Origin of the sequence: Elioraea sp. Yellowstone (assembly GCF_006704265.1) — a bacterium.
Taxonomy (GTDB): Bacteria; Pseudomonadota; Alphaproteobacteria; order Acetobacterales; family Acetobacteraceae; genus Elioraea.
On sequence record NZ_VIKA01000239.1, the window covers coordinates 1 to 3,040 of the forward strand.

General features: G+C 74.8%; 3 protein-coding genes. All 3 read right to left on the bottom strand.

What is annotated here, in order from left to right:
- Window positions 1-445, bottom strand: a 445-nt coding sequence (locus FK498_RS18175) for an ABC transporter substrate-binding protein (RefSeq protein WP_161988489.1), incomplete at its 3' end; no start/stop codon positions are given.
- The gene (locus FK498_RS18180; RefSeq protein WP_141857055.1) at window positions 429-1,316 is read right to left on the bottom strand and encodes a cation diffusion facilitator family transporter; all 888 of its coding nucleotides are present in this window, start codon (window positions 1,314-1,316) and stop codon (window positions 429-431) included. The genes FK498_RS18175 and FK498_RS18180, both read right to left, overlap by 17 nt.
- A 171-nt stretch (window positions 1,317-1,487) precedes the next feature.
- On the bottom strand, window positions 1,488-2,888 hold the full coding sequence (locus tag FK498_RS18185; protein ID WP_141857057.1) for an amidase: 1,401 nt from the start codon (window positions 2,886-2,888) through the stop codon (window positions 1,488-1,490).
- Window positions 2,889-3,040: the final 152 nt, after the last annotated feature.

The window sequence follows — 3,040 nt, forward strand, 5'->3', positions numbered from 1 at the left end:
GCAGTGCGGCGAGCTCCCGGCCGATCGCTGCGGCCAGCCTCTCGCCGCGGTCCCGCTCGCCGAGCGCGGCTGCGACCGCGCGCAGGTGCCGCAGGATCGCGTCGAACTCCTCGGCGAGGTCGAGGCGCAGCACGGCGACCCCGCGGGCTTCGAGCAGTGCGGCAACGCGTGTCGCGCCCCACGGCCCGACGACCGCGAGGTCGGGGTCGAGCGGCAGCACCTCCTCGGCGATCGGGCGGACGCGCGGGATGCCGGCGGCCTCGGCCGCGACCGCCGAGAACGCCGGGTCGGCGGCGAGCGGCGAGAGTGCGGCGATCCGGCCCCGCTCGGCCAGGGCGACGACGAACTGGTCGGCGCAGAGATTGAGCGAGACCACGCGCGCGGGCTTCGCCGCCGCGGCGCCGGCGAGGAGCAGCAGTGCGACGAGGCTAGACGACCACCACACCGCGATGCTTGGCCTTGTGCGGCGGCTCGACATGGATGGTGATCACGGCGGGTTCGAGCTCGGCCTTCAGGGCCGCCTCGATCCGGTCGCAGATCGCGTGCGCCTCGCCCACGCGCATCTCCTCGGGCACCACCAGGTGGAACTCGATGAAGGTGAAGCGCCCCGCCTGGCGGGTGCGCAGGTCGTGCGCCTCGATCGCGCCCTCGGCGTGCGAGGACACGAGCGACCGGATCCGCTCCAGCGACTCGGCGGCCACCGCCTCGTCCATCAGCCCGCCCACGCTCTCGCGCATCAGCCGGAAGCCGGACCAGAGGATGTTGACGGCGCAGGCGGCTGCGAGCGCGGGGTCGAGCCAGAGCTCGCCGGTCAGCACCACCAGCCAGACGCCGGCGATCACGCCGAGCGAGGTGACCACGTCGGCGAGGAGGTGCCGTCCGTCCGCGCGCAAGGCCGGCGAGCCGAGCGCGCGACCGCGCCGGATCAGCACCCAGGCCCAGGCGGCGTTGATCACGGTGGCGAGCGCGCTGACGGCGAGGCCAAGCGCGGGCCGGTCGGGCGCGCGCGGCTCGAGCAGAGCGAACCAAGCCTCGCGCAGGATCGAGATCGCCGCCACCACGATCAGCACGCCGGTGAACACGGCCGAGAAGTACTCGGCCTTGGCGTGGCCGTAGGGGTGGTTCGCGTCCGCCGGACGCTGGGAATAGAGCACGGCGGCGAGCGCGGTCGCCGAGGCGGCGACGTTGACGATGCTCTCCACCGCGTCCGCCAGCAGCGCGACCGATCCGGTCAGCCACCACGCGATCGCCTTCAGCCCCAGCACCGTGACGGCGATGGCGAGGCTTGCGGCGGCGAGGCGGGAGGCGCGGGTCATCGGCGGGCTTATAGCAGCGCCGCCGCCCGGCCAGTGCCCCGCTCGCGCACTTTACGCCTTTACGCCTTTACGCCTTTAGCGCTTTACGCCGTCCTCGCCCGCCGCCGGGCCGCCTTCCCCTGCCGCGCCCGCCAGCATGGCACGCGCCCCCGTCAGGACCGGACGCGGCCGTCAGAGCGCCGGCCGCCGTGCCCGCGTCCCCGCCGCCTCCTCGACCGCGCGGCCGAGCCGCAGCACGCCGGCGTCGTCGAACGGGCGGCCGACGATCTGCAGCCCGAGCGGCAGGCCGTTCGCCGCGAAGCCCGAGCAGACCACCAGCGCCGGCCCGCCCGACACGTTCGCCGGCGCGGTGAACATCGGCCGCGCCAGCCCCTCGTCGAGCTGCTGGTCGGCGAGCTTGGGCGGCGGCGAGGCGGCCGAGGCGGTCACCAGCACCTCGACCTGCTCGAACAGGGCGTTGAACTGCGCGGCGAGCGTGCGGCGCTGGCGCTGCGCCTGGAGGTAGTCGGCCGCCCGCAGCAGGGCGCCCGCCATCACGCGCACGCGGAAGGCGCGCGAGTAGAGCTCGGGACGGGTGGTGAGATCGTGCTCGTGCAGCGTGTAGGCCTCGGCGGTGATGATCAGCCGCGCGACCGCGTTGAAGTCCTGCAGCGGCGCGGTGTCGAGATCCACCACCGTGCAGCCGAGATCCCGGAGCAGCCGCACCGCGTCCGCCATCTGCTCGCGCACCTCCGCCGAGGCCGGCACGTCGTGCTCGTGGAAGCGGCGGATCAGCCCGACGCGCATCCCCTTCACCGGCTTGCGGCACTCGGCGAGGTAGTCGACCGGGGGGGCGGGCACCGAGGCGCTGTCCTCCGGGTCGTGGCCGGCGATCGCGGCGAGCAGGATGGCGCAGTCCTCGGCCGTCCAGGCCATCGGCCCCGCCGTGTCGAGCGAGTGCGAGAGCGGCACCATGCCGCGCCGGCTGACCAGCCCCGCCGTCGGCTTCAGCCCGGCGATGCCGCAATAGGCGGCCGGGATGCGGATCGAACCGCCCGTGTCCGAGCCGAGGCTGCCGAGGCAGAGCCCGGCCGCGATCGCCGCCGCCGAACCGGAGGAGGAACCGCCCGTGAAGCGCTCCGTGTCCCAGGGATTGCGGGCGGGCGGCCAGGGCAGGTCGAAGGCCGGACCGCCGATCGCGAATTCGTGGGTGGCGAGCTTGCCGAGCATCACCGCGCCGGCCTCGGCCAGCCGCTCCACCGCGGCCGCACTGCGCTTCGGCATGTGGTTCAGCATCAGCCGCGAATGCGCGGTGGTGCGCACGCCGGCGGTCTCGTAGATGTCCTTGTAGGCGAGCGGGATGCCGTGCAGCGGGCCCTTCCAGCCGCCCGAGGCGATCGCCTTCTCGGCCAGGCGCGCGGCCGAGAGCGCTTCGCGCTCGGTGACGGTGAGGAAGGCGTCGAGCCGGGGGTTGAGCTGCTCGATCCGGGCGAGCAGCGCACGCGCGAGCTCGACCGGCGAGAGGCGACGCGCGCGGATCGCGCCGGCGGCATCGCCGATCGTGAGGCGGTGCAGGACGTCGTCCGCTCTCATCGGCGCGCGCGGGCGGACTTCCTGGCGGGCTTGCCGGTGCCGCCCGGCTTGCCGGGCCTCGCCCGGGCGGCAGGCTTGGTCGTCTTGGCGGGCTTCGCGGGCGCCTTGCGCCCGGCCGGCTTCGGCGCCTTGGCGGCCGGACGCGGCCGGGT

Coding starts and splice junctions, on each gene's coding strand:
- FK498_RS18180 (WP_141857055.1), bottom strand. CDS start 1,316: ATGACCCGCGCCTCCCGCCTCGCCGCCGCAAGCCTCGCCATCGCCGTC.
- FK498_RS18185 (WP_141857057.1), bottom strand. CDS start 2,888: ATGAGAGCGGACGACGTCCTGCACCGCCTCACGATCGGCGATGCCGCC.